General features: G+C 71.4%; 20 protein-coding genes. 13 read left to right on the forward strand and 7 right to left on the reverse strand.

What is annotated here, in order from left to right:
- Positions 1-180: 180 nt before the first annotated feature.
- Both ACIQU4_RS33705 and ACIQU4_RS33710 read left to right on the forward strand, forming a co-directional pair.
- The gene (locus tag ACIQU4_RS33705; RefSeq protein ID WP_403738920.1) at positions 181-579 is read left to right on the forward strand and encodes a RidA family protein; all 399 of its coding nucleotides are present in this window, start codon (positions 181-183) and stop codon (positions 577-579) included.
- Positions 580-714: 135 nt separating this feature from the next.
- Complete coding sequence (locus ACIQU4_RS33710) at positions 715-1,314, forward strand: thymidine kinase (RefSeq protein ID WP_403739035.1); 600 nt, start codon at positions 715-717, stop codon at positions 1,312-1,314.
- A gap of 36 nt (positions 1,315-1,350) precedes the next feature.
- Here the strand turns inward: ACIQU4_RS33710 and ACIQU4_RS33715 are convergent, their stop codons facing one another.
- Both ACIQU4_RS33715 and ACIQU4_RS33720 read right to left on the reverse strand, forming a co-directional pair.
- Entirely contained in the window at positions 1,351-2,031 is a 681-nt protein-coding gene (locus ACIQU4_RS33715) for a response regulator (RefSeq protein WP_403738923.1), read from the reverse strand.
- Entirely contained in the window at positions 2,028-3,215 is a 1,188-nt protein-coding gene (locus tag ACIQU4_RS33720; RefSeq protein ID WP_403738925.1) for a sensor histidine kinase, read from the reverse strand. Before ACIQU4_RS33720 ends, ACIQU4_RS33715 begins: the two co-directional genes overlap by 4 nt.
- A gap of 248 nt (positions 3,216-3,463) precedes the next feature.
- Between ACIQU4_RS33720 and ACIQU4_RS33725 the strand changes: the two genes are divergently transcribed.
- From ACIQU4_RS33725 to ACIQU4_RS33735, 3 genes are all read left to right on the forward strand, one after another.
- A complete protein-coding gene (locus ACIQU4_RS33725) occupies positions 3,464-4,156 on the forward strand; it encodes an ABC transporter ATP-binding protein (protein WP_403738928.1) in 693 nt (230 codons plus the stop codon).
- A complete protein-coding gene (locus ACIQU4_RS33730) occupies positions 4,153-6,537 on the forward strand; it encodes an FtsX-like permease family protein (protein ID WP_403738931.1) in 2,385 nt (794 codons plus the stop codon). The genes ACIQU4_RS33725 and ACIQU4_RS33730 overlap by 4 nt, the downstream gene beginning before the upstream one ends.
- 353 nt (positions 6,538-6,890) lie before the next feature.
- Positions 6,891-7,550 carry a thymidine kinase gene (locus tag ACIQU4_RS33735; protein ID WP_403739037.1) on the forward strand — a complete coding sequence of 220 codons (660 nt, stop codon included), beginning with the start codon at positions 6,891-6,893 and terminating at the stop codon, positions 7,548-7,550.
- Positions 7,551-7,562: 12 nt separating this feature from the next.
- Here the strand turns inward: ACIQU4_RS33735 and ACIQU4_RS33740 are convergent, their stop codons facing one another.
- The gene (locus tag ACIQU4_RS33740) at positions 7,563-8,360 is read right to left on the reverse strand and encodes a VOC family protein (RefSeq protein ID WP_403738933.1); all 798 of its coding nucleotides are present in this window, start codon (positions 8,358-8,360) and stop codon (positions 7,563-7,565) included.
- A gap of 175 nt (positions 8,361-8,535) precedes the next feature.
- Here ACIQU4_RS33740 and ACIQU4_RS33745 point away from each other — a divergent pair, with 175 nt between their 5' ends.
- Positions 8,536-9,390, forward strand: coding sequence for a sulfurtransferase (locus ACIQU4_RS33745; RefSeq protein ID WP_403738936.1), 855 nt, complete (start codon positions 8,536-8,538; stop codon positions 9,388-9,390).
- A 53-nt stretch (positions 9,391-9,443) separates the two neighbouring features.
- Here the strand turns inward: ACIQU4_RS33745 and sepH are convergent, their stop codons facing one another.
- Positions 9,444-10,472, reverse strand: a complete 1,029-nt coding sequence (gene sepH / locus ACIQU4_RS33750; RefSeq protein ID WP_403738938.1) for a septation protein SepH — start codon at positions 10,470-10,472, stop codon at positions 9,444-9,446.
- Positions 10,473-11,010: 538 nt separating this feature from the next.
- Here sepH and ACIQU4_RS33755 point away from each other — a divergent pair.
- Positions 11,011-11,850 (forward strand): hypothetical protein, encoded by an 840-nt coding sequence (locus ACIQU4_RS33755; protein ID WP_403738941.1) that lies wholly within the window; start codon positions 11,011-11,013, stop codon positions 11,848-11,850.
- A gap of 7 nt (positions 11,851-11,857) precedes the next feature.
- Here ACIQU4_RS33755 and ACIQU4_RS33760 read toward each other — a convergent pair whose 3' ends face one another.
- Both ACIQU4_RS33760 and ACIQU4_RS33765 read right to left on the reverse strand, forming a co-directional pair.
- Entirely contained in the window at positions 11,858-13,186 is a 1,329-nt protein-coding gene (locus tag ACIQU4_RS33760; RefSeq protein ID WP_403738944.1) for a D-arabinono-1,4-lactone oxidase, read from the reverse strand.
- Positions 13,137-14,393, reverse strand: a complete 1,257-nt coding sequence (locus ACIQU4_RS33765) for an MFS transporter (RefSeq protein WP_403738946.1) — start codon at positions 14,391-14,393, stop codon at positions 13,137-13,139. Before ACIQU4_RS33765 ends, ACIQU4_RS33760 begins: the two co-directional genes overlap by 50 nt.
- Positions 14,394-14,595: 202 nt before the next feature.
- On the opposite strand from ACIQU4_RS33765, the gene ACIQU4_RS33770 reads away from it, so the two are divergent.
- Both ACIQU4_RS33770 and ACIQU4_RS33775 read left to right on the forward strand, forming a co-directional pair.
- A complete protein-coding gene (locus ACIQU4_RS33770) occupies positions 14,596-15,765 on the forward strand; it encodes a ferrochelatase (RefSeq protein WP_403738948.1) in 1,170 nt (389 codons plus the stop codon).
- A gap of 12 nt (positions 15,766-15,777) precedes the next feature.
- Positions 15,778-16,581: an inositol monophosphatase family protein gene (locus tag ACIQU4_RS33775; RefSeq protein WP_403738951.1), complete on the forward strand. Its 804-nt coding sequence runs from the start codon at positions 15,778-15,780 to the stop codon at positions 16,579-16,581.
- A gap of 89 nt (positions 16,582-16,670) precedes the next feature.
- Here the strand turns inward: ACIQU4_RS33775 and ACIQU4_RS33780 are convergent, their stop codons facing one another.
- Complete coding sequence (locus tag ACIQU4_RS33780) at positions 16,671-16,844, reverse strand: hypothetical protein (RefSeq protein WP_199809186.1); 174 nt, start codon at positions 16,842-16,844, stop codon at positions 16,671-16,673.
- Between the two features lie 244 nt (positions 16,845-17,088).
- Here ACIQU4_RS33780 and ACIQU4_RS33785 point away from each other — a divergent pair, with 244 nt between their 5' ends.
- The 4 genes from ACIQU4_RS33785 (at position 17,089) to ACIQU4_RS33800 (ending at position 20,605) form a co-directional block, all read left to right on the forward strand.
- Entirely contained in the window at positions 17,089-17,742 is a 654-nt protein-coding gene (locus tag ACIQU4_RS33785) for a response regulator transcription factor (RefSeq protein WP_030154340.1), read from the forward strand.
- Positions 17,743-17,747: 5 nt separating this feature from the next.
- Positions 17,748-18,992, forward strand: a complete 1,245-nt coding sequence (locus ACIQU4_RS33790) for a sensor histidine kinase (RefSeq protein WP_403738955.1) — start codon at positions 17,748-17,750, stop codon at positions 18,990-18,992.
- Between the two features lie 383 nt (positions 18,993-19,375).
- Positions 19,376-19,672, forward strand: a complete 297-nt coding sequence (locus ACIQU4_RS33795) for a DUF4193 domain-containing protein (RefSeq protein WP_030154344.1) — start codon at positions 19,376-19,378, stop codon at positions 19,670-19,672.
- Between the two features lie 12 nt (positions 19,673-19,684).
- Positions 19,685-20,605: a hypothetical protein gene (locus tag ACIQU4_RS33800; protein ID WP_403738958.1), complete on the forward strand. Its 921-nt coding sequence runs from the start codon at positions 19,685-19,687 to the stop codon at positions 20,603-20,605.
- The last annotated feature ends 26 nt before the right edge of the window (positions 20,606-20,631 follow it).

Here is a 20,631-nt window from a genome sequence, read left to right on the forward strand (position 1 = left end):
CACGCCTGGCCGCAGAGCTCGCGCCCGTGGCACATCCGTAACAACCGCAACCGCAGCAGCACCGACGACGGCGGGGCGCCATCGTGCAGGTCTGAACGGATATCCGTGCAGTTGCAGGGGGCCGGTGAGCGCGGCTCTTGCCGTACACCCCGGCGTGATCACCGCCCGAGTCAAGGAGACATGATGCAGCACTTCGTCCGACCCGATGGCACACCGCCGGTTAACGGCTACAGCCACGCGGTGAAGTTCACCGGACCCATGGTCGCCATCTCCGGGCAAGTCCCGGCGGACGCCCTGGGGCGCGTGGTGGGCGCGGGGGACTCCGAAGCACAAATACGGCAGGTCTTCGCGAACCTCGCCACCGCGTTGAAGGCGACGGGTGCCGACATGGATCACGTGGTCAAGCTGACGGTGTATCTGACCGACCTGGCCGATCTGGAGGCCTTCCGCCGGGTGCGTGACGAGTTCCTGGGCACGGCTCGCCCGCCGGCCTGCTCACTGGTCAAGGTCGCCGGGCTGGTCCATCCCGCCTTCCGGGTCGAGATCGACGCACTCGCGGAGCTGCCCGCCGGGGCGTGAGCTCAGCGGAGACCTCTCGGGAGAGAGCGGGCCGTGTGGCAAGCGCCCCGGCACGTCGCGGCGCCTGGCTCCTGGATCGACACGACGATCTCGGCGAAGTCGTCGTGAGTTGGTGGATGGTCAAGTAAGAGGACTCTGGCGCTCCAGATCGCGCACAACCGCGATGCACGGGGACTCCAGGGCGTGATCTTCACCCGTGACGACCGGGCGGGCGAGGGCAAGCTGTCTTCCCGGCTCGGCCTGGTGACGGAGGCGATCGAGGCGCCGGAGGGCATGGACCTGTACACGTACCTGGTCGCGCAGCTGTCGCAGGGCGGCAAGGCGGACTACGTGATCGTGGACGAGGCGCAGTTCCTGGCCCCGGAGCAGATCGACCAACTGGCCCGCATCGTCGACGACCTCGACATGGACGTCTTCGCCTTCGGCATCACCACCGACTTCCGCACCAAGCTGTTCCCCGGCTCGCAACGCCTGATCGAGCTGGCGGACCGCCTGGAACAGCTCCAGATCGAGGCCCTGTGCTGGTGCGGCGCCCGCGCCACGCACAACGCCCGTACGGTGGGCGGGGAGATGGTGGTCGAGGGCGCGCAGGTCGTGGTCGGTGACGTGAACCGCCCGGCGGAGGAGATCGGCTACGAGGTCCTCTGCCGCCGCCACCACCGCAAGCGGATGACCTCGGCCGCCGCCCACGCCGGCGCCCTCTCCCCGGACGTCCTCCCGGTCAACCAAGCCTGACCCATGACGGCGCGCGCGGCTCTTCGCCATCGAGGACTATGCTTCGGCCGCGTTTCCGCCGGCGCTGACCAGTCCGGTCTCGTAGGCGACGACGACCGCTTGGGCGCGGTCGCGGAGTCTGAGTTTGGCGAGGATGCGGGCGACATGGGTCTTGACGGTCGCCTCGGACAGGTGGAGACGGCCGGCGAGTTCCGCGTTGCTCAGCCCTTGGGCGAGCAGGCCCATGACCTCAAGTTCGCGCGGGGTCAGAGCGGCCAGGTCACGGTGGATCGCCGCGGTGGCGGAGTCGCGGCGGGCGAACCGTTCGACGAGGCGGCGGGTGATGGCCGGGGCCAGCAGCGCGTCGCCGATGCGCACCATGCGGACGGCGGCGGCGAGATGCTCCGGACTGACGTCCTTGAGGAGGAAACCGCTGGCCCCGGCGGACAGCGCGGCGTAGACGTAGTGGTCGAGGTCGAAGGTGGTCAGGATGATCACGCGTGGACCGTCCGCGTCGGCGTCGACGATGCGTCGCGTGGCCTCCAGGCCGTCCATCTCCGGCATGCGGATATCCATCAGGACCACGTCGGGCCGGGTACGACGTACCGCGTCGACGGCCTCGGCGCCGTTGCTCGCCTCGGCGACCACCTCCATGCCCTCGGACGTCAGGATCATCCTGAAGCCGGCGCGCACCAGCGCCAGGTCGTCGGCAACCACTACGCGCAGCGACTCGGTCACGAGGCCTCCAGGGGTATCAGTGCTCTGACACGGTAGCCGCCCCGCGGGCTGGGGCCCGTTTGGAGGGTCCCGCCGTAGACGGCGAGGCGCTCGCGCAGGCCGATCAGTCCGCGACCGTTCCCGGAGGAGGCGGAGGCGCTCGGGCCGCCGCCGGTGTCGGTGACCTCCACGCGCAGGTGGTCGACGGCGAATTCGACGATCACTTCCGCGGTGGCACCGCTCGCGTGTTTCACGGTGTTCGTCAACGCCTCCTGGACCACTCGGTAGGCGGCGAGTTCGAGGCCGGGCGGTACGGAGCGCTGCTGCCCGGCCACGGTCAGCGCGACCGGCATCCCGGACTGCCGTACTCCCTGGACCAGGGATTCCAACCGGTTCAGGCCCGGCTGCGGTGTGAGGTCCGACGCCCAGGCCGCATCGGGGCCGTCGTCCATCGTGAGCAGCCCCATGACATGGCGCAGTTCGGTCATTGCGGCCCGGCCGCCGGTCTCGACCGCGAGGAGTGCTTCGCGGGCCTGGTCCGGGGCGGTGTCCATGATCTTGCGGGCGGCGCCGGCCTGGATGACCATCACGCTGACGTTGTGCGTGACCACGTCGTGCAGTTCGCGGGCGATGCGGGCGCGCTCGTGCTCGATCGCGCGGTTCAGCGCCTCGACCTGCTCGTGCTCCAGAGTGGACATCCTTGCGCGTCCTTCTTCGACCCGGCGTCTCCACATGCGGATCTCGTAGGCCGCCGCGAAGACCGGCACCAGTACCAGGACCGCGACGGCACCGTTCGGGAAGTGGGGCAGTTTCGCGTCGGTGAACAGGACCACCAGAACGGCGGCCGCCACCGGCAGGCTCACGAGTGTCGGCACCCGGTGAGGGCAGTAGGCCGCGGCACTGTAGGCGGCAACGACGCAGACGACACCGCCGGCCCAGAAGGCGATGTCCGGAGAGTTGTGCCTGATCAACGGAGTCACCGCCATCACGGTCCACAGCACCGCCAGCGGAAACCGGCGACGGAGTGCCAGGGGGGCCGGAGTGAGCGGTACGAGGAGCACCGTGCCGGTCCAGTCGGCTGTCCCTGTCACATTCATGGCCGTGATGTAGCGGACGCTGATGACGGAGAGGAGCAGCGCGAGCACCGCGTCGAATGCCCGGCTACGCCGAGCGAGGCGCGGCAGACGCCCGGTGTGACTGGTCATTCGGCCGGCCAGTTCTCGAAGTCGGTCCGCTCTCGGCAGGATCATCACCGGACGATTGTTGCCGACCAACCGGACCGGTACGTCCCTCTGGGCGATCAACCCGGTACATCCCTCGGCTACATCGCAAGGATGACACCAGGCGGCGTCATCCCAGCGCGGTACGGGAAATGCCTAGTCCGAGCGAGGTGCCGTTCCCGCGCGCACTCCTAGTTTCGAACCGGCCAGTCCGGCAATCGAGGGAGACGACGATGACCACACCCGTGATCGAGCTGAGCGGTGTCAGCCGCCGCTACGACGAGGGGCCGGCGGCCCTGGACGACGTGTCGCTGACCGTGCGCGCCGGGGAGTCCGTGGCGGTCCTCGGCCCGTCCGGCAGCGGCAAGTCCACGATGCTGAACATGATCGCCGGCCTGGACCGGCCGAGCTCGGGGACCGTCATGGTGGACGGCGTGCGCGTGGACAAGCTGGGCGAGGCCGGCTCGGCGCGCTACCGGCGGGCCAAGGTCGGCATGGTCTTCCAGTTCTTCAACCTGCTCGACGACCTGACGGTGGCCGACAACGTCCGCCTCCCGGCCGAGCTGGCCGGGATGGCCCGTGGCGAGGCGCGCCGACGGGCGGCGGAGCTGCTCGACTCGCTCGGCATCGGCCGGCACGCTCAGGCCTACCCGGGGAGGCTGTCCGGCGGCGAGCGCCAGCGGGTGGCGGTGGCCAGGTCTCTGATGAACCGTCCGGCTCTGCTGCTGGCCGACGAGCCGACCGGGGCGCTGGACTCCGATTCCGGCGAGGACGTCAAGGCTCTGCTCAACGAGCTGCACACCGACGGTCAGACGATTGTGACGGTCACCCACGACCTGACGCTGGCGCAGGCTTGCGCGACGCGCACGGTGAGCATTGTCGACGGCCGGATCGTCGGCGACATCCTGATCGCGGCGACCCGATGAGCGGCCTGGGCAAGGTTGTGCGATCAGGCGTCCGGCGCCGGAAGGTCCACACACTGGTGACCGGGCTGGCCACGATGATGGCCGTGACCGCCTCCGTGCTCGGGGGGTCGCTGCTGGTGGCCTCCACCGGGCCCTTCGACCAGGCTTTTGCCAGGCAGCACGGCGCGCACCTCACCGCGCAGTTCGACGCGAGCAGGACCACTGCCGCGCAGCTTTCGGCCTCCGCGCACGCCGCCGGTGTCACTGCGGCCTCCGGACCGTTCCAGACCGCGACGATCAACCCGCAAGGCGGCTCGGACCTCGAAATCCCCACCGGTATGAGCCTGCCGCCGATGACGGTCGTCGGCCGCGCCGATCCCGGCGGACCCGTCGACGACGTCACGCTGCTCCAGGGGACATGGGTGTCCGGCCCCGGCCAGGTCGTGCTGTCCAGCGGCTACGGCAGCCCGGTCAAGCGGGTGGGCACGACCTTGCGGTTCCCTGATCTTCCCGGCGCTCCGACGCTGACCGTGGTCGGCTTCGCCCAGTCGGTCAGCCGGACTGCCGGTGCCTGGGTGGCGCCGTCCGAGATCGCCTCGCTCACGGCTCCCGGCGCGGCCGGCGGCTACCAGATGCTCTACCGCTTCGCCGCGGCGGGCACCGCCGCTCAGATCGAGGCCGACCGTGCCGCGGTGATGGCCGCGACTCCTGCCGGAGCTTTGGCCGGCGTGCAGTCCTGGCTCAACACCAAGGAGGGCACCGACCGGAACACCGCGCTGTTCGTGCCCTTCCTCATTGCCTTCGGCCTGCTCGGCGTACTCATGTCGGTGCTCATCGTCGGCAACGTCGTCGCCGGCGCGGTCGGCACGGGGACACGACGGATCGGCATCCTCAAGGCCCTCGGGTTCACCCCGGCCCAGGTCGTGCGTTCGTACATGGGCCAGGCCCTGATCCCAGCGGCGGTCGGCACCGCGATCGGTGCTCTCGCGGGCAACGCCCTGGCCGTCCCGGTGCTGTCCACGACCGCGCAGGTCTACGGTACGACGACCGCGGGCGTCGCCCCATGGGTCGACCTCGCGGTGATCGCGGGCGCTCTGGGCATGGTGACCGTCACCGCGTGGGCGGCCGCGTTGCGGGCCGGACGGCTGCGCACCGTCGACGCGCTCACCGTCGGGCGCACCCCGCGGACCGGCCGCGGCCGGCGCGCTGCCCGGCTGACGGCGCGGCTCCCGCTGCCGCGGCCGGTCAGCCTCGGCCTGGCCCACCCCTTCGCCCGCCCCGCCCGCACGGCCGGGATGATCGCGGCGATCGTCTTCGGCGGCGCCGCCGCCACCTTCGCCGTCGGCATGGCGGCGTCACTGAGCTGGGTGCAGACCGCCAAGAACCACGACACCGCCGACGTCGTCATCCAAGCCTTCGGCCCTCCGCCTGCACCCGGCCCCGGACGTCCCGGACCTCCGGCCGTGACACCGGCCACGACCGACCCTGCGGCCATCACCGCGGCGGTCAACGCCCAATCCGGAACGCAGGAGTACTACGGCACCGCAAATACGGACGTGACCATCGCGGGGGTGTCCGGATCCACGACCGTCTTCACCTTCACCGGCGACTCCACCTGGGCCGGGTACAAGATGGTCTCGGGAAGCTGGTTCCACGGCCCCGGAGAGGCCGTCGCGCCGTCCACCTTCATGACCGCCACCGCCACCCGAATCGGGGACACCGTCACACTGCACGACCACGGCAAGGCGATCCCGGTCCGGATCGTCGGTGAGGTCTTCGACCCCCACACCCAGACCAATGAGGTCCTCACCGACGCCGCGACGCTCACCGTCGCTGAGACTGACCTGAACCCTGCGAGCTACCACATCAAGGTGAAACCCGGCACGAACGTGGCCGCCTACGTCGACACCCTCAACATCTCGCTGAAGCCGCTGGGTGTCTCGGCCGTGACCGACCAGGCCGAAGGGTCGAGCGACGTGATCCTTGCCCTCGACACGCTGACGGCCGTCCTCACACTGATGCTCGTGACCGTCGCAGGCCTGGGCGTACTCAACACCGTCGTCCTCGAAACCCGCGAACGGGTCCGCGACATCGGCGTCGCCAAGGCGCTGGGCATGACACCCAGCCAGACCATTTCCATGATCCTCGCGGCGGTCGTCGTTGTCGGCCTCGTCGGCGGCGCCATCGGTCTGCCGGCCGGCCTGGCTCTCCATGCGGTGACCGTGCCGGCCATGGGCCGCAGCGCCGGGCTCCACTTCCCCGCCTCGGCCATCAACGTCTACCCGGTGTCAGAACTCATCCTGCTCGGCCTCGGCGGTCTGCTCATCGCCGTCCTCGGCGCGCTCATGCCCGCCACCTGGGCTGCTCGGACCCGTACCGTCACGGCGCTGCGCACCGAGTAGGACAGGGGGCCAACACGCATTGCGCGCCGGTTGCCGTCGCAGAGTGCTTCGCGAGCGACACCCGGCCCGTGGCCTCTCGATCACCGCTTGCCAAGTCGATCGGCATGATGCCGCGCCGGGTGATCGCCATGGTGGTGACGTCCATGGCGGGGCTCGGAGCGGCCGACGGGATCCTCGGCGCCCCCTCGGGCTGCTCGCGCACCGGATCATCATCCCGATGACCGGGCACGGCACCGGGCTCGATCTGCCGGACTCGCTGTCGCAGGTGTGGAACTGGCCGACGGGGTGCTGCTGGCCTTCTCGGGCTCCGTGATTGCCGCTCTGTGTGGTGGCTGTGGCGGAGGGACCGGCTGATCGGGTTCACCCGGCAGGGGCCTGCAGCCTGGGATGGCGGATGGTCATGCAAAAGCACGTTGGCGCTCCAGATCGGCCACAACCGGTCGGCCCGGGGCCTGCAGGGCGTGATCTTCACGCGCGACGACCGCGCGGGCGAGGGCAAGCTCTCCTCGCGCCTCGGCCTGGTGACCGAGGCCGTCGAGGCGCGCCCGGGCATGGACCTGTACGGGTACCTGGTGGGCCAGATGTCGAAGGGCGCCAAGGTCGACTACGTCATCGTGGACGAGGCGCAGTTCCTCGACCCCGACCAGATCGACCAGCTGGCGCGCGTCGTGGACGACCTGGACCTGGACGTCTTCGCCTTCGGCATCACCACGGACTTCCGCACCAAGCTCTTCCCCGGCTCGCAGCGGCTGATCGAGCTGGCGGACCGGATCGAGACCCTCCAGGTGGAGGCGATGTGCTGGTGCGGGGCGCGCGCCACCCACAACGCCCGCACGGTGGGCGGCGAGATGGTCGTGGAGGGCGAGCAGGTCGTCGTCGGCGACGTCAACCGGTCGTCGGAGGAGGTCGGTTACGAGGTGCTGTGCCGCCGCCACCACCGCCGCCGCATGACGAGCGCCGCGGCCCACGCCGGCGTGCTCTCCCCGGACGTCCTCCCGGTCAACCACGCCTGAGCGCCCTGGCGGTCAGCGGCCGTTCGCGGGCCGCGACTCCACGAGCGTGAACACCGCGCCCTCCGGGTCGGTGACCGTGGACACCCTGCCGGTCAGCCCCTCGCGGGGCGGCTGGATGACGCGTCCGCCGAGCCGGTGGACCCGGGCCGCGGCCGTGTCGGCGTCCTCCACCTCGAAGTACGTCATCCAGTGCGGGCCCCGGTCGTGCGGGAGCGAGCGCCCGACCCCGTGCACGGCGGCGACCGGGCGTCCGTCCAGCAGAAGCGTCACGTAGTCGAAGTCGGAGGTGGCCGTGGCGTGCGTCTTCGCCTCGTGGCCGAAGACGTGCTCGTAGAACTTGCCGACGGTCGACGTGTCCTGCGTGACCAGCTCGGCCCAGACCGGGGTGCCGGGGACGCCGGACAGCCGGGTCCCGATGTGCTCCTCGGCCTGCCAGATCCCGAAGATCGCCCCCAGCGGGTCGGAGCAGATCGCCACCCGCCCCTCGCCGCCCGCGTCCAGCGGGCCCACCGCGACCGTGCCGCCGCAGGAGCGGATCGTCTCGGCCGTCGAGTCCGCGTCGTCGGTGGCGAAGTACGTGGTCCAGGCCACCGGAAGATGCCGGTCCGGCGGCATCTCGCCGATGCCGGCCACCTCCTGGCCGTCGAGCAGGGCGCGGACGTACGGGCCGAAGGGCTGGGGACCGGGCTCGTACTCCCAGCGGAACAGGTCGGTGTAGAAGGCCTCGGTGGTCCCGAGACCGTGCACCATCAGGCTCGACCAGCACGGCGTGCCGGGCGGGCGCCGCGTTTCTTCCGGTTCCTCGGTCATGTCAGCCGTCTCCTCCGTCGTCGCTCATCCCGGACCAGATGCTTCCACTACCGCGGGTCCGGCGCGCCTCGACCGGCCGGGTTTCGCCGACGCGGGGAGAGATGACCGAATCGATGCGGCCTGTCGATGTCGGGCTTGTTACACGGGCTGTGGAGCGGAGAGGAAGATGGGCCGCATGACTGCGAACTCTGCGCCCCCTGTGATCATTTCCGCCGCCGAACTGATGGACGAGCTGGCCGGTTCCCGGCCGCCGGCGCTGCTCGACATCCGCTGGCAGCTGGGCGGTCCGAACCTGCGCTCCGCTTACGAGGCGGGCCACCTGCCGGGGGCGGTGTACGTGGACCTCGACCGCGAACTGGCAGGTCCGCTGGGAGCGGGCGGGCGCCACCCGCTGCCGCAGCCCGAGGAGTTCGGGGCGGTGATGCGCCGCGCCGGGGTCTCGGCGGACGCGCCGGTGGTCGTGTACGACGGGGGTCTCGGCTGGGCCGCGGCACGCGCGTGGTGGCTGTTGCGCTGGACGGGTCACACGGACGTACGGGTGCTGGACGGGGGGCTGGCCGCGTGGACGGCGGCGGGCGGGCCGGTGACGGCCGACGCCGTCACCGTTACGGAGGGCGATTTCAAGCCAAACGCGGGGGCGGTGGGGCTGCTGGACGCGGACGCCGCGGCGGCGCTCGCGCGCAGCGGGATCCTGCTGGACGCACGGGCGGAGGAGCGGTACCGGGGAGAGGTCGAGCCGATCGACCCGGTCGCCGGGCACATCCCGGGAGCGGTGTCGGCGCCGACGACGGAGAACGTGGGCGCGGACGGGAAGTTCCTCGCGGCGCAGGCGCTGCGGGCGCGGTTCGCCGGACTGGGTGCCTCGGGCGGGGCGCCGGTCGGGGTGTACTGCGGTTCGGGGGTCTCGGGGGCGCACGAGGTGCTCGCGCTGGCGGTGGCGGGGATTCCGGCCGCCCTGTACGCGGGCAGCTGGTCGGAATGGTCCGCGGACCCGGCCCGGCCCGTGGCCACGGGCCCGGACCCGCAGTAGCGGGGGCTGCGCCCGGGCCGGCCCTGCGGCCCGGGCGGGAGCTGCCGCCCGGGTTACTCCTGTTTCTTGCGGCGGGTACCGAAGACGATCTCGTCCCAGCTCGGGACCGCCGCGCGGCGGCCCGGGCGGACGCCGTCGGCCTCCGCCTGGCGGTCCGTGGTGCCCGTCAGGCGGTCGCGGTGACCCGCCACCGTGCGCGGCATCAGGACGTCCGCGTAAGCGGAGCCGGCTCCGGCGCTCGCCGAGGCCGCCGGGGGCTCCTCCGCCTCCGGCTCCTCCTCCGCCGGGGGCTCGGGGCGTTCCGGAACCACCAGGTCGCCGCGGAAGCTCGGTACGGCCTCCAACAGGCTCGTCAGGGTGTCCCGTTCCTCCTCCGGCTCCGGCGCGGGCGCCGCGTTGTTGGCAGTTCGCTCCAACTGGCGGTCCAGCGCCCGGTCCAGCGGCCGGTCCCGCGGCAGCCGCGCGATCCTCGGCACGAACGGGAAGCTCGGCTCCGGCGTCGCCGGCAGGTCGTCCGCCTCGCCGATCAGCGAGCGGGCCTCGTCGTCCACGGCCACGACCAGCCGGCGCGGCGGGTCGTACGTCCAGCTGGCCGAGTGCGGTTCGCCGGCGACCCGGTAGACCAGCAGGACCTCCCAGGTGCCGTCGTCGCGGCGCCAGGAGTCCCACTGCACGGACTCCTTCTCGGCGCCGCGCAGCGTGAGCCGCTCCTGCACGGCCTCGCCGAGCTGGGGTCCGGTGTTCTCCCCGGGGCGGCGTACGGGAGTCTTGCGGGCGCGCTCCGCCATGAACGCGCGCTCGGCCAGCACCGGGCCCTCGAAGCGGCGTACGCGGTCGACGGGGATGCCGGCGAGTTGAGCGACCTCCTCGGCGGAGGCACCGGCCCGTATACGGGCCTGGATGTCACGGGGGCGGAGGTGGCTCTCCACCTCGATCTCGATCTGGTTCAGGCGCGCGCGGTCGTTGCGCACGGCAGCCCGCAGCCGCTCGTCGATCGGAAGCGTGTACTCCGTGCTGTCCGCAGCCTTGAGCACCAGTCGTGTGCCGTCATTTGAGACGGCCACGACACGCAGTTCGGGCATGGGGACCTCCCGGGTGGTGCCTGCCGACGTCACGTGCGTCGCTGCTTCCGCTAGTCGAGTGTGGCCTGCCCGGGTGCAGCCTGCCACAACCTTGCCGAGTTCAACCGGCGTGTCGGGCATACGCCCTTGATCGCCGTTATGGCACGGTTACCTGTTGGGCACGCACAGTGACCGGACGGTTACTGTGCGCATCAGGAAAGCGTGCAATGCCGCGGCATCACCGGTCTCGAGTGCCGTTTCTCCATCAGTCGGCCCCCTCTCCCGAGTCCGGACATCCGTAAGGAAGGACGGCCCCAGGGCTCGCCACAGTACTCCATTCGGGCCACCTGGGTGGACCGCCGCGCCGCCGAACTTGTCGTGGGCGGCGGGAGTTGGGCTGCCCCGGATCGGGCGGGACCTGTGCCCGCGCCCGATTTCGCGTGTCCTGCTTCACAGAATCCACAGAAACGGAACTATCCGTTTCGCTCAGCGGTCAGTAAGTGCTGAGAGCGGTGAAGCGCGAGAGGTCGCGAGAGGCAGAAACACACAGGGGATGAGGATGGGTCAGAAGACCACGCCAGAGTTCGAACCGGGGTTCCTCATGGACGGGGCGAACGGGGCGAACGGGGCGGAAGGCACGGAAGGCGCCGAGAAGAAGAAGCTCGATCTGAGCATGGCCCAGATCGCGGGCTCCTCCCTCGCCACCGTCGCCGCGGCCCTGCTCGCCTCGAAGCTGGGCGTCTACGGGACCATCCTCGGCGCCGGCGTGGTCAGCGTGGTCGCCACCGCGGGCGGCCCCGTCATCCAGCACCTCTTCAAGCGCACCGGCGACCAGCTGCGCGAGAGCGCCCGGCCCAGGGCCCGTCAGGTCCCGCTGCCCGGCGGGCAGAAGGCGCCCGACGGCACCCTGCTGCTCCGTGCGGTCCCGCCCCCCGAGGAGTTCGGCGCGGCCACCGTCCACGGCACCCGCGTACGGGGCTGGAAGCGGACCGCGGTGGCCTCCGGCGCGGCCTTCGCCATCGCGCTCGGCGGCCTCGGGGCGTACGAGGCCTTCTCCGGCACGGCGATCAGCCAGGGCGGCGGAACCATCTGGTCCGGCGGCACGCGCAAGGTGGGCGACGAGCAGCCGGCCGACCCGGGCAAGGCGCCCGGCACCGGCGGGAAGGGCGGGGCGACGCCGGAGTCCGGTACCTCCCCGAGCCCTTCGGCTCCGCACGGCGGCCGGGGCCCGAGCCCGGGTCCGAGCCCCGACCCGTCGTCCCCGGACCCCTCCGACTCCAGTGGCCCGGCGCCGAGTCCGAGCCCGCCGACGCCGAGCCGAAAGCCCACGCCCACCCCGCCCCCGACGCCCACACCCACGCCGACCCCGAGCGGCAGGGGGCAGCAGCAGGCTCCCTGAGCCGGGGTTACTCGCCCAGGACCCGGCGCAGGTAGTCGTTGCCGAACAGCCGGTCCGGGTCCAGCCGGTCCCGTAGCGCGGTGAATTCGCCGAAGCGGGGGTAGACGCCGGCGAAGTACTCCGCGTCCCGCGTGTGCACCTTGCCCCAGTGCGGCCGCCCGCCGTGCGCGGTGAAGATCCGCTCGGCGGCCGTGAAGTAGGCCTGGTACGGCGTGCCCTTGTACATGTGCACCGCGATGTACGCGGTCTCGCGCCCCGAGGCCGTCGACAGCGCGATGTCGTCCGCCGGAGCCGTCCGCACCTCCACCGGGAAGCTGATGCGCAGCCCGGAGCGGGCGACCATCGACTTGAGCTCCCGCAGCGCCTCGACCACCCGCTCGCGCGGGAGGGCGTACTCCATCTCCACGAACCGCACCCGGCGCGGGCTGGTGAACACCTTGTACGGGATGTCCGTGTAGCTGCGCGCGGACAGGGCGCGGCTGGCGATCCGGGCGATGGAGGGGATGGCCGCCGGGACGGCGCGGCCGAGGGAGTTGACGGCCTGGAAGACGCCGTTGGACAGCAGTTCGTCCTCGACCCAGGCGCTCACGGCTCCGGGCGGGGCGGCGGGGCCCTGGCTTCGGTTGTTGCGCTTGGTGTTGCAGTTGCCGGTGTGCGGGAACCAGTAGAACTCGAAGTGCTCGTTCTCCGCGAAGTGCTGCTCGAACTCGGCGGTCACCCGGTCGAAGCCCATGGGTTCCTCACGGGCGGTCAGGAAGAAGACCGGCTCCACGGCGAGGGTGATCGCGGTGACGATGCCCAGGGCGCCGATGCCGATCCGGGCGGCCGCGAAGACGTCCGGATTCTCCTTCTCGGAGCAGCTCAGCAGCCGGCCGTCCGCCGTGACCAGCTCCAGGCCGCGGATCTGGGCGGCGATGGAGGCCGAGTCCCGGCCGGTGCCGTGGGTTCCGGTGCTGGTGGCGCCGGAGACGGTCTGCTCCATGATGTCGCCCATGTTGGTGAGCGAGAGGCCCTCCCGGGCCAGGGCCACGTTCAGGTCCTTGAGCACCGTGCCCGCGGCCACCGTCACGGTGCCGGCGGTCCGGTCGATCTCCCGGATCCCGGCCAGCGCCTGCGGACGTACGAGCACTCCGTCGGTCGCGGCGGCCGCGGTGAAGGAGTGGCCGGTGCCGACCGCCTTCACCTTCAGCCCGTCCTCGGCGGCCCGGCGCACCGCCTCCTGAAGCTCCCCGACCGTGGCCGGGGTCACCACGCGGGCGGGCGTGGCCGTGACGTTGCCCGCCCAGTTATGCCACGCGGTCGCCCTGCTGTGCTGCCCTGCTGTCGCCGTCCCCATCGGTTGCTGGCTCCTCCCCTTGCGCCGGCCTCGACAGCCGGCGGTATCCCGCGAACGCAACCGCCGCCGCGGCCACTCCCGACGAGATGGAGACGACGTACCCGCTGCGCGCCCCGGACGCGTCGATGACCAGTCCGGTCACCGACGAGCCGACCGCGACGCCGACCGCGAGGCCGGTGCTGATCCAGGTCATGCCCTCGGTCAGCTTCGCGCGTGGTACGTGCGCCTCGATCAGGGCCATCGTGGTGATCATCGTGGGAGCGATGGCGAGGCCCGAGACGAAGAGCGCCACGGCCAGAAACGGAAGGTTCCCGGCCAGTAGGAGGGGGATCATACTCACGGCCATCGCACATACGCCCAGTACCCAACGGCGTTCGCTCTTGCCCTTGAGGTGGAGAAGGCCGAAGACGATGCCCGCGAGGCAGGATCCGAACGCCCAGACGGCCAGGACGAGGCTCGCCGCGGACTTGTGGCCCTGCTCCTCGGCGAAGGCCAGCGTGGACACGTCGATGGAGCCGAAGATCGCGCCGGTCGCCACGAAGGTCGCCGTCAGCACCTGGAGTCCGGGGGAGCGCAGGGCCGAGGTGCGGTCCCCGTGCTGCTCGCGCGGGTGCGGCTCGGGCTCGGTGGAGCGCTGCGCGGTGAGCAGCCAGACCCCGACGAGCAGACAGAGGGCGGCGATCAGCGGGCCGGCCTCGGGGAACCAGGTGGTGGACAGGCCGATGGCGATGATCGGGCCGAAGATGAAGCAGACCTCGTCCACGACGGACTCGAAGGAGTACGCGGTGTGCAGTTCGCGCGGGGAGTCCCGGTAGATCACGGTCCACCGGGCGCGGACCATCGAGCCGACGCTCGGAACGCAGCCCGCCACGGCCGCGCAGACGAAGAGGGTCCAGTCCGGCCACCCGTTGGCGGCGGCCGCCAGCAGGACGGCGACCGAGGCCACGCAGATGAGGGTGGCGGGACGCAGCACGCGCCGCTGCCCGTACTGGTCCACCAGGCGGGAGACCTGGGGACCGATGAACGCGGCGGCCAGGGCGAGGGTGCCGGTGAGGGCGCTCGCCATGGCGTAGCGGCCGGTGATCTCGGAGATCATCGTCAGGATGCCGACGCCGACCATGGATATGGGCAGGCGGCCTATGAGGCCTGCGGCGCTAAACCCCAGGGTGCCGGGGGCCGCGAATATCGCGCGGTAGGGACTGGGCAAGGTGCCCTCCGTAAGGGACGTCATTGGCCCATACAGGTTACGACCGCCGACAAGGCACCCGCACGGGGAGAATCCGGACCGGGACCCGGGCCGGGACCCGGGCCGGGGATCGGGAACTTAGGGTTACCTTACCCGGGTCGCGGCCCGGGCGCGCCGCCGGGCCGGTTCCCGGGCGCGGACGCCGGGTGGCAGGATTCGAACCATGTCAGACCAGCTCCGCGCCGCCGCCTCGTCCCCGGCCGAAGGCCTCGCCGCCCCGTACGACGCCCTCCTGCTGCTCTCCTTCGGCGGTCCCGAAGGACCCGACGACGTCGTGCCGTTCCTGGAGAACGTCACGCGCGGGCGCGGCATCCCGCGCGAGCGGCTCAAGGAGGTCGGGCAGCACTACTTCGGCTTCGGCGGGGTCAGCCCGATCAACGGGCAGAACCGCGAGCTGCTGGACGCCCTGCGCAAGGACTTCGCCGAGCACGGGCTGGACCTGCCCGTGTACTGGGGCAACCGGAACTGGGCCCCGTACCTCACCGACGTGATGCGGGAGATGGCCGCAGACGGGCGCCGCCGCATCGCGGTGCTCGCGACCAGCGCGTACGCCTCGTACTCGGGCTGCCGGCAGTACCGCGAGAACCTCGCGGACGCGCTGGCGGCGCTGGTGGAGGAGGGCGTCGCCGAGCTGCCGAAGGTCGACAAGCTGCGGCACTACTTCAACCACCCCGGATTCGTGCAGCCGATGATCGACGGGGTGCTCGCCGCGCTGGAGACGCTGCCGCAGGGGGTGCGCGCCGGCGCGCACCTGGCCTTCACCACCCATTCGATCCCCACCGCGGCCGCCGACACCTCCGGCCCGGTCGAGGAGCACACCGCCGGCGGCGCGGGCGGGGCGTACGTCAAGCAGCACCTGGACGTCGCGCAGGTGATCGCGGACGCGGTGCGGGCCGAGACGGGCACGGAGCTGCCCTGGGAGCTCGTCTACCAGTCGCGCAGCGGCGCCCCGCACATCCCGTGGCTGGAGCCGGACATCTGCGACCACCTGGAGGCGCTGCACGAAGCCGGGGCGCCGGCGGTGGTGATGGTTCCGATCGGGTTCGTCTCGGACCACATGGAGGTCCTGTACGACCTGGACACGGAGGCCACGGCGAAGGCCGCGGAGCTCGGGCTGCCGATCGCCCGGTCGGCCACCGTCGGGGCCGACCCGCGGTTCGCGGCCGCGGTCCGGGAGCTGGTGCTGGAGCGCGCCGCCGCGGAGCGGGGCGAGCCGGTCGAGCGGTGCGCGCTGGGGCTGCTCGGGCCCGGCCACGATCTGTGCGCGGTGGGCTGCTGCCCGGCGCGCGGGCCCCGGCCGGCGGCCGCGGGCGTCGACAGCCCGTACGCCTAGGAAAGGGCGAGCGTGATCTCCGAAGAGCTGAAGGCCGAACTGCTGGACGTGGGGCTGGACGCCGCCCGGCAGGCCGGGGAGCTGCTGCGCGACGGCCGGCCGGCCGATCTCGCGGTGGCGGCGACGAAGAGCAGCCCGATCGACGTGGTGACCGAGATGGACATCGCGGCGGAGAAGCTGATCACCGGGATCCTCGCGCGGCGGCGGCCCGAGGACGGGCTGCTGGGCGAGGAGGGCGCGGACGTCCCCGGGACCAGCGGGGTGCGGTGGGTCGTGGACCCGCTGGACGGCACCGTCAACTACCTGTACGGGCTGCCGAGCTGGAGCGTGTCGATCGCCGCCGAGTACGAGGGCCGGACCGTGGTCGGGGTCGTGGCGGCGCCGATGCGGCGCGAGACGTACCACGCGGTACGCGGGGGCGGGGCCTGGCTGGGCGGGGTCCGCCTCGCCTGCCGGGCGGCGGCGCCGCTGGACCAGGCGCTGATCGGGACCGGGTTCGCCTACCTCCAGGCGCGCAAGGAGCAGCAGGCGGAGGTGGTCCGGCGGGTGATCCCCCGGGTGCGGGACATCCGGCGGGGCGGCTCGGCGGCGCTGGACCTCAGCGACGTGGCCGCCGGGCGGCTGGACGCGTACTACGAGCGCGGGCTGAACCCCTGGGACCTGGCCGCGGGTGAGCTGATCGCCCGGGAGGCCGGGGCGATCACGGGCGGGCGGCCCGGGCAGCCGGCCTCGGGGGAGCTGGCGCTGGCCGCCACGCCGGCGGTGTTCGCCTCGCTCCAGCCGCTGCTGGAGGAGGCCGGGGCCTGGCACGACTGACGACTGCCCCCTGTACGAGGGAACCCCGGCATGAGGGAACCCCGGCGCCCGCACCGCGGCCGCCGGGGTTCTGGCTGGACTGGAGGTTGTCAGCAGGCGGAGACGGAGACCGGAACGCCGTGTTCGGCGGCGAGGCGCTGGAGATCTTCCAGTTCCGCCTGCTCCACTTCCACGAGGAAGTCGTCGCCCGTCTCACGGGCCTGCTCAAGGTCCGACTGCGTGGCCCGGATGCGCTGCAGGAGACCCGCGGTGAATGCGTCCATGGTGGGTTCGCCCCCTCTTCGTGGGTCGGCGGCGGCACGTGGCAGTCCGCCGTCAGGGAGTGGTTGGGGTGTGCTGTCGTCCTCCCCGGCACCCTGGGCCCAGAAACCTCGGGAGGCGAGGGAATCCTCACTTCCGGCCCTCGCAGGCCCCGGAGGGGCGCCTTACAGCCGGTTTACGGCTGAAACGGGCAGGATGGACGACGCAATACACGTGTGCCCTCAGGGCTCGATGGAAGGAAACGACGTGCGCGTACTCGTCGTCGAGGACGAGCAGCTGCTCGCCGATGCGGTGGCCACCGGGCTGCGCCGGGAGGCCATGGCCGTGGACGTCGTGTACGACGGCGCCGCGGCCCTGGAGCGCGTCGGGGTGAACGACTACGACGTGGTCGTGCTCGACCGGGACCTCCCCCTCGTGCACGGTGACGACGTCTGCCGGAAGATCGTCGAGCTCGGCATGCCCACCCGCGTGCTGATGCTGACGGCGTCCGGTGATGTGAGCGACCGGGTGGAAGGCCTGGAGCTGGGTGCGGACGACTACCTGCCCAAGCCCTTCGCGTTCAGCGAGCTGACCGCCCGCGTGCGCGCCCTGGGGCGGCGTACCACCGTCGCCCTGCCCCCCGTACTGGAGCGGGCCGGGATCAAGCTGGACCCGAACCGGCGCGAGGTGTTCCGTGAGGGCAGGGAGGTGCAGCTGGCGCCCAAGGAGTTCGCGGTGCTGGAGGTTCTCATGCGGAGCGAGGGGACCGTCGTCTCCGCCGAGCAACTGCTGGAGAAGGCATGGGACGAGAACACCGACCCGTTCACGAACGTGGTGCGGGTGACGGTCATGACCCTGCGGCGCAAGCTGGGGGAGCCGCCGGTCATCGTGACCGTGCCTGGCTCCGGCTACCGGATCTGACGCGGGTGGCGGCGACCCCGGCACCGCCAACGGTGCCGCCGAGACCGACCTGGGACCCCGGCCAGCCCGAGGGTCCCTTCCCTTGGCTGCGGCCGACCATCCGCATACGCCTCACGCTGCTGTACGGCGGGATGTTCCTGATCGCCGGCATCCTGTTGCTGTCGATCATCTACCTGCTGGCGGCCCAGGCCCTGCGCGAGGGCAACGGACTGCCGTTCAAGATCGTGGGCGGTACGGACATCCAGGTCACCAGCACCTGCCCGGGTGTGGTGGGCAAGGGGCAGATGTACGACCAGTTCAACAACGCGATCAACACCTGCATCCTGGAGCAGCGCCGGCACGCGCTGGACGACCTGCTCAGCCGGTCGCTGATGGCCCTGCTCGGCCTCAGCATCATCGCCTTCGCCTTCGGCTACGCGATGGCCGGCCGGGTGCTCTCGCCGCTGGGCAAGATCACCCGGACCGCCCGCCGGGTGGTCGGCTCCGACCTGACCCGGCGGATCGAGCTGGACGGGCCGGAGGACGAGCTCAAGGAGCTCGCCGACACCTTCGACGAGATGCTCGACCGGCTGGAGCGGGCCTTCACCGCCCAGCAGCGGTTCGTCGCGAACGCCTCGCACGAGCTGCGCACGCCGCTGGCGATCAACCGGACGCTGCTGGAGGTGCACCTGTCGGACCCGGGTGCTCCGGTGGAGCTCCAGCAGCTGGGCAAGACGCTGCTGGCCACCAACGAGCGCAGCGAGCAGCTGGTCGAAGGCCTGTTGCTGCTGGCCCGCAGCGACAACCAGATAGTCGAGCGCAAACCCGTGGACCTGGCGGAGGTCGCCTCGCGCGCCATCGACCAGGCGCGCGGGGAGGCCGCGGCGAAGGGCGTGGAGATCCGCGGTGGGCGGGCACCGGCCGTGGTCCAGGGCAACGGCGTCCTGCTGGAGCGGATCGCGCTCAACCTGGTGCAGAACGCCGTCCGGTACAACGTGCCGGAGGACGGCTGGGTGGAGGTCACCACCGAGTCCCAGCACGGCCAGGCGATCCTCGTCGTTTCGAACACGGGTCCCGTGGTTCCCGCGTACGAGGTGGACAACCTCTTCGAGCCCTTCAGGCGGCTGCGTACGGAGCGCACGGGCAGTGACAAGGGTGTGGGGCTCGGTCTGTCGATCGCGCGCTCTGTGGCCCGCGCACACGGCGGGCGGATCTCGGCGACGCCGCGCGAGGGCGGTGGCCTCGTGATGCGTGTCACTTTGCCCCTGTGAGTCCCCGACCGATTGTTCGCTCCTGGCTGAATGGTGAGGAGGTGGAGAGGGTGACGTCTGTGTGATCGATCACATTGTCGGGTGTTGGGTCATGTGCGTTCAGTGACCCCAAAGGGGGTCGGAAAGCCCGGGAAGTCCGGGTTTCCCGCCCCTCGAACGGCGGGAAATACACGGGGTGGCGTTTGTGCAAGACGGCCCCCGGACCGTGTACGGTCCCGGTCGTCATCCCAGCCAATCGCTCCTTCAGGTGTGCGGCTGGGTGTCGATTGAGTAACAGACCTTGATGTGAGGCAAAATCTCCGCCTCAGGTCGGGCACAAGTCCGGCCTCTCGCGCGTTACGTGCGCTGAGACACCGCTAAATCCCAGAGGGGGAGAGCGAACAATGGCAACGGACTACGACACCCCACGCAAGACCGACGATGACGTCGACAACGACAGCATTGAAGAGCTGAAGGCCCGGCGCAACGAGAAGTCGTCTTCGAGCGTCGACGTCGACGACTTCGACGCGGCGGAGGGCATGGAGCTCCCCGGCGCAGACCTCTCCAACGAGGAACTGGCCGTTCGGGTGCTGCCCAAGCAGGCCGATGAGTTCACCTGCATGAGCTGCTTCCTGGTGCACCACCGCAGCCAGCTGGCACGCGAGAAGAACGGTCAGCCGATCTGCCGCGACTGCGACTGAGAGGCGTCGGCCGTGACCGGCTCGACACCGTTTCGGAAGCGGCGCTTCCGAAAAGCTGGTGATCCGGCGGAGGCGCAAGAGGCGGCCACGGGCCCGGAAACGGGCCCAGCAGCCTCAGGCGTACCCGCCGTGTCGTCCGGCACCGCCGCGGCGGTGCCGTCGGCCGCAGAGTCCGGCGAGGGAGCCCGGCGCAGGTCCGGGGCTCGCCGGCTGCAAGCCGTCAAGAGCGGTGTGCGCAAGGGCGGCGAACATGTCAGGGCCGCCGTCCAGCACCTCGCGGACCGCATCATCGAGAACGCACCACGCGTTCCGGTTCGGGACCTCGCGACCCTGCGCGCGCAGTTCCCGGGCCTCGGTCCCGATCAGCTTGCCGACAAGCTGATCTCGGGCGCCGCGTACGGCACCTCCACGGTGGGCGCGGGCATCGGAGCCGCGGCCATGCTGCCGGTGCCGCCCGCGATGCCCGCCGAACTGGCCGCGGAGATCACCGGGGTCGCCGCCATCGAGCTGAAGCTCGTCGCGGAGCTCCACGAGGTGTACGGCCAGCGGCCGGCCGGGAACCTCAAGGAACGCAGCCTCGCCTACCTGACCGCGTGGACGGAGGAGCGCGGGGTGGACCTGACCAAGCCGACGACGCTGAACATCGCGCTCGGCGGTCAGATGAAGCGCGAACTGCGCCAACAGATCATGAAGCGGACGTTCCGCAACCTGCCGAACCTGCTGCCGTTCATGGTGGGCGCCACCGTCGGGGCGGTCATGAACCGCCGCGACACCCTCAAACTCGCCGAGAAGGTCCGTGCCGACCTGCGGAGCCGGGCCGTGGCCTGGGACTCGCTGCCGCAGCTCCCGCCCCTTGAGCAGCCCTCCGAGCCCCTTCCCGAGGCCATCAGGGACGCCCTCGAAGGCCAGGCCGGCGACTGGCCCCCTGCCTGACACCCGGCCTGACGCCCGCCGAGCGC

The sequence above is a fragment of the Streptomyces sp. NPDC090741 genome (assembly GCF_044769045.1).
Taxonomy (GTDB): domain Bacteria; phylum Actinomycetota; class Actinomycetes; order Streptomycetales; family Streptomycetaceae; genus Streptomyces.